This is a genomic window from Mucilaginibacter sp., assembly GCF_036383575.1.
Taxonomy (GTDB): Bacteria; Bacteroidota; Bacteroidia; order Sphingobacteriales; family Sphingobacteriaceae; genus Mucilaginibacter.
The window spans coordinates 1-5224 of record NZ_DASVOB010000306.1; the positions used below are offsets into that span (position 1 = coordinate 1).

Genomic DNA, 5224 nt, shown 5'->3' on the forward strand with positions numbered 1-5224 from the left:
AGCTTTGCGCCAAACGTTAATAGTAGTGCCAGATGAGCCTGAATTTAAACGGGCGTAATCATCGATCTGGTTATCAGGGGTCCAGTAAGGCAGTACGTATGAGTTCATACGGGCAAAACCTACGCTGCCTGGATTGTTCAAAGCCTGGTTATATTGTTTTAACTGACCAATGCTTGATACCAGCAGGAACGATACATCAAAATGTTTTAGGAAGTTAAAATCGTTGCGCAACGACCAACTGAAGCTTGGGTTTTGTGAACCCAGGAATTGCTTATCGTCGTTGGTGAACTTAAAGTCGCCGTTTACGTCCTGGAGTTTAAAATCGCCTGGTTTAGCGCCATATTTAGCAGCCTGATCGGCCTCGGTTGTTTTCCAAACGCCCTGGATCTTGTAATCCCAAACGGCATTTATATCGTGACCGATGAACCAGCCGTTGCCGATATCGTCTTTCTCAACATTGGTAGTAACGCCGTTGGCATCAGTAACCGGGAATGCACCATACAGGTGAACGATCTTATTGCGGTTCAGGAAAAATGTTCCGCTTGCATTCCAGTTAAAGTTTTCGCTCTTAAGGATTTTTCCATCCAATGAAATTTCAAAACCTTTGTTGTTAACCTGGCCTATATTGGTATATGGATTGGAATTATTAGCTCCGCCGGGGAGATCGTTTAATGAGTTGTAGCCCTGAACGTCAAGAATACTGCGTTTAACCAGCAGGTCGGTAGTTTTACGGTCGTAAACATCTATCGAACCGCTAAGCCTGTTGTGCAATATGGTGAAATCAAGCCCAATATTGGGACCTACCGTACGTTCCCATTTCAACGCCGCGTTTTGCAGCGTACTTACATAGATACCGCTGTTGTTGGTAACTGTACCCGAGTTATTTGCCGTTGGATATTTGATGCCACCTAATACAGCCAATGAGATAGACGGATCAGCGGTGGTGGTTGAGGTACGGTTACCGTTTGCGCCGTAGCTGAAACGTAATTTACCATAGTCAAGCCATTTAAAGGCGTCACCTTTCATAAAGCTTTCGTCACTGAAAACCCAGGCAATCGCACCTGAGGGGTATACTTCGCGCGGATGCTCCAAACCGAAGGCTGAGAAACCGTCACGGCGTACTGTAGCGGTAACAATATACCTGCCTAACAGGGTATAGTTGATTCTGCCCATGATGGCATCGGCGTTATAAATACGGTCGTCGCTGCTTTCAACAGGTAAAGTACCGGCACCAATGTTATGATAACCTAAAATGTCTGTTGGGGTTAACTGTGTGTTTGAGGCGTAAGTATACCAGGTTTGATATTTTTCTTTGTTAAGCAGGAAGGTGGCGTCAAAACTGTGGATACCGAAAGTTTTGTTCCAGCTTAATATATTATCGAGGTTATACCTATAGCGGTTTTCCTGAGCACGGATAGCTGTACCGCCCGAAAGTTCGTTGGGGTTAGCTACCGGACGGAAAAAGAAGTTCCTGTATGATTCGATAGTCGGCGCATAATTGACCGTATACTTAATACCAAATGGAAGATCCAATCGGGCAAAAAGCACGGAGAACAAAGTGTTTTGAACAGCTACGTTTTGATTGTAACGATTACCCAGGAAAGGGTTTCGCTGGTTCAAGCCACTATCATCAGTATCTATACGACGCAATGAGCCATCGGCATTATACATATCGCCATAAGGTGATGAGTTGATGATCTGCGTCCAGTCTGCCTCATGAGAATCTATACTTTGGCCACTTAGTGGTATATTACTATTGGTTTGTGTGGTTGAACCTTCATCGCGACTTGCAAACTGGGCATTTACACCAAGGGTTAAAAATTTAGCGGCCTTGCCTTCCAGGTTTACACGGAAACGGCCGTCGGTATATTCACCGCCCTGGATCAGGTTCTGGTTTTTAGTATAGTTGCCGGATACATAGTATTTAACCGTTTCTGAACTTCCCGAAAAGCTGCCGGTATAATCCTGGCGGAAACCATTGCGGAATACCAGTTTTGACCAGTCGGTAACTTTGCCGGCCTGGTAGTTGGCAATCTCATTCGGGAATAAACCTAAACGCTGCAGCCAGATGGTGGTTGGATCGCCGGTAGCACCGTTTAAGAACTGCTGTAACGTTACACCGCCGGGCAGCTTGTTAGGATTGCTGTAATAATAATAGGGGTTTGAAGTATTGGAACTGCGGGCTCCGTCGGCACGCCAGTTAAGGAAGCCATCGCCTGTATAATATTTTTGATTTTGGAGTAGTTGTGCGATGCCAAAGTTGGCATTTAAGGTGATTTGAGTACCGCCTTTTTTACCTTTTTTGGTAGTGATAGCTACAACACCACCTGCCGATTGCGCACCGTATACGGCAAGCGCACTTGGGTCGCGCAGCACATCAACACGATCGATATCGTTAGGGTTGATATCAGCCAACTGCCCGGGATAAATAACACCGTCTAAAACGATAACAGGCTGAACGTTGCCCGAAAGAGAAGCTTTGCCCCTGATCTGTAAATCACCTGTTCCGCCGCCTTTGGCCGAGGTATTCAAGGCAACCGAAATACCGGGGATATTACCCCTAATAATGTCGGTAGCGCTGGCCGGGTGTTCGTTCTCCAATTTCTCGGCTTTAACACTGCTGATGGCACCCGTCACATCTTTTACTGCACGTGTACCGTAACCTATTACCACAACCTCTTCCAGTTGTTTGTTGGCATCGGCCAGTGTTACATCAATTGTAGTGCGGCCTTTAATTTGTTGCTCCTGTGTGGCCGAACCCACAAAGCTGAATACAAGTGTTGCATTGCCATTTGCGGTAATGGAATAGCTGCCTTTTATATCTGTAACAGTTACGGCTCCCGTCGATTTGTTTTTAACGGTGGCGCCGGGTATTGGCAAACCCTGGCTGTCTTTAACAATACCCTTCACGGTAATATCCTGTGCAAAAGATCGTGTTAGGATTGTAATAAGTAAAACAAAAATTAGCGTAATTTTTTTCTTCATAATTAATTGCTGTTTAGTTGGTTAAGCGGTTGTGACCGCTGGAATGGGCTAAAGGCAAACCTGGTTTACACAATAGCAATGCAGGTAGGTACTGCCGTGCGGTGTTTACTTCATTTGTACAATTTGTTGGTTAAGCGTATTGCTAATTGGTAATTGGTGGGGTAAATTTAACGTGGAATAAATCAATAATGCAACAGGCAGATTGAATGTAAGTTATTGATTTTAAGATATTTAAATAAGTTTTGATACGTTTTGATAACGATAAACTCAAACGTTGAAGTGGCGTATTTACAGCGGGTTACACCCGGTTGATTTTTACAGGTGATACGCTTTGTGAACAAGAAAAAAAAGTGAAAATAATTTAAAAAATGACAATTGAGGGGATTGGGAGGAGGTTAAAACCTGCTTTATTATGCAGAAAACGAAGTTTTGATGAGGAAAATGAGAGTGTGGTTGAAGGCCTTGAGGAGACGTAAAAAAATTATCGTCATGTTGAACTTGTTTCAACACCTCACTCGCTAAGCCACATGCTAAGTAAATCGCATACCTTTATGGTGGGGTGCTGAAACAAGTTCAGTATGACATACTAAAAAAACACCTGTCATTCTGAGCGATAGCGAAGAATCTTCTACAAGATACAGGGTCGCTATACAGGTCGAAGAAGATCCTTCGTTCCTCAGGATGACAATAATTTAATGTCATTTCTCAGCTATCCGTAGACTCTGTCTACGAATTTACTATGTCTGTAGTTTGCAACGACAGGTAGTTAAAACATCAAATTATTCTTGATGATTGCATTCTGTAGTCGAAGACTACAGGCATACTTTGTCCGTAGACAGAGTCTACGGATAGCGAAATAATTTAGGGGTAGTGTAGAAACGCATTACATGCGTCTGTTGGAAGTCTTTATAATGCGCACTAATCACATCACCAAAACCGTCCAGCCTTGCTGATCATTCTTCTTGCGTGATTTTTTCTTTTCCTGTAGTACCTTTTTTATGCGGATGGCATAGGTCCAGCAGGTGCTTTGCCTGATATCGAGCTTTTCGGAAAGCTGGTGCGACGAGATAGTGCCGTTGGTGCTGTAAATAAGATAAGTAAGGTAAAATGCCTTGTTTATGGGAATGCGGCTGTTTTGAAATATGGTATTATGCAACGCTGATTCTTCATAACTGCATTTGGTACACCGGCGGCTGTGCGGCAGCCTCCCGGCACAATAGGTTGGGTTTGAGCAGCGGGTGCAAATAAAGCCATCCTTCCATTTTAAAGCCGACAGGAATTTAAAGCAGGTCTCCTGGTCGGGATATTTGGCACTGAATTCCTCATAGCCCAGCTCGGTAGATAAGGCGCGCGACTCGGTAACTTTTTCAATATTTGTTTTCAGCTGAACGTTGTCTTTTTCAAGTAAAACATTCATTCGTAATATTTCGCCGGCCTGCTTTTCCAGTTGCAGGTTGGCCCGCAACAGTTCTGTATTTTGGTTTTCGATGATCTGGCTTTGCTGCCTTACTTCGTTTGATTTTTCGACCAGTTCACGTGTCCGTACCCGTACCTGTCGTTCCAACTCCTCATTGATCGAATCTTGTAACTGGCTGTTCAGTTGCATCTGCCTTATAGTTTCCTCATGGGCCGCATCCTTTTCTTTCCGCAGAATCCGCACCTGGTCGCCGATGGCAAATGATAACAGTATCATCTCAATAATAAAGCAAAAGCTGAGGCTGTAGTAACTTATCGGGTCCGGTAAAAAATAGGTATAACCAAGGGCGGTAAGTGCTTTTACAATAAAGCCGACAAACAGTACCGAATAGGCTAATACAAAAAAGCGCGCTGGCTTGTAACCATTTTTATAAATATATAAACCGGTAATAAAAGCCAGCGATAGCGGGATCACCTCAACAAACTTATAAACAAACAGTGATTTGTTGAAAATAAGGCAATAAAGGAAGTAAGTAGTGCGCAGCAAAACCACATAATTTATAAGCCGGTTAAATTGCGGCGCTTTTGTTTTAACCTGCAACAATTCCTTGCTGAATACCAGTGCACAAATGCTGATAAAGTATAAGGAAATGCCATTGCCATAGTGATTTAAACCTGGTAACCCCGGCCATAAATATTGAAATGCAATACCATCAGCACTCATCTCATACAGGCCCACACTTAAAATGTAAAATACATAATACAGGTATTGTTTCTTTTTAACCGCCAGGAACATGAGCAGGTTATGGAAACAAAAAATAAG

The 5224-nt window shown here is 43.4% G+C and carries 2 protein-coding genes; both read right to left on the minus strand.

Going from position 1 to position 5224, the window contains the following annotated elements; translation table 11 throughout:
* Positions 1-2985 (minus strand): SusC/RagA family TonB-linked outer membrane protein (locus VF500_RS10670; RefSeq protein ID WP_330859657.1); only part of this gene is annotated, 2985 nt, incomplete at its 3' end.
* Between the two features lie 922 nt (positions 2986-3907).
* The coding region (locus VF500_RS10675) for a 7TM diverse intracellular signaling domain-containing protein (RefSeq protein ID WP_330859658.1) at positions 3908-5224 on the minus strand (1317 nt) is incomplete at its 5' end.